The 243-nt window shown below is 43.6% G+C and carries 1 rRNA gene; it reads right to left on the bottom strand.

Annotated features, from left to right (window positions below):
* Nucleotides 1-144: 144 nt before the first annotated feature.
* Nucleotides 145-243, bottom strand: a 5S ribosomal RNA gene (gene rrf / locus FFM78_RS13765); the annotation flags it as partial.

The following is a 243-nucleotide window of genomic DNA, read 5'->3' as shown; positions in this document are numbered from 1 at the left end:
GCAACAAATGCGGACCAAACCAAGTAAAAAAACAGCATTAGAAGTTAAGTAACTTCTAACACTGTAAAATTGACTATCAACAGGATTTGACAGAGAGCCCAAAAAAACAGCCAAGTCATGATAACTTAGCTGTTTCCTTAAAGTGCGTGGCAACGTCCTACCCTCGCAGGGGGTGCTCCCCCAACTACTCTCGGCGTTAAGAAGCTTAACTTCTGTGTTCGACATGGGAACAGGTGTATCCTT

The sequence above is a fragment of the Loigolactobacillus binensis genome, from assembly GCF_005405165.1.
Classification (GTDB): Bacteria; Bacillota; Bacilli; order Lactobacillales; family Lactobacillaceae; genus Loigolactobacillus; species Loigolactobacillus binensis.
This window is presented reverse-complemented; position numbering and strand designations above follow the sequence as displayed.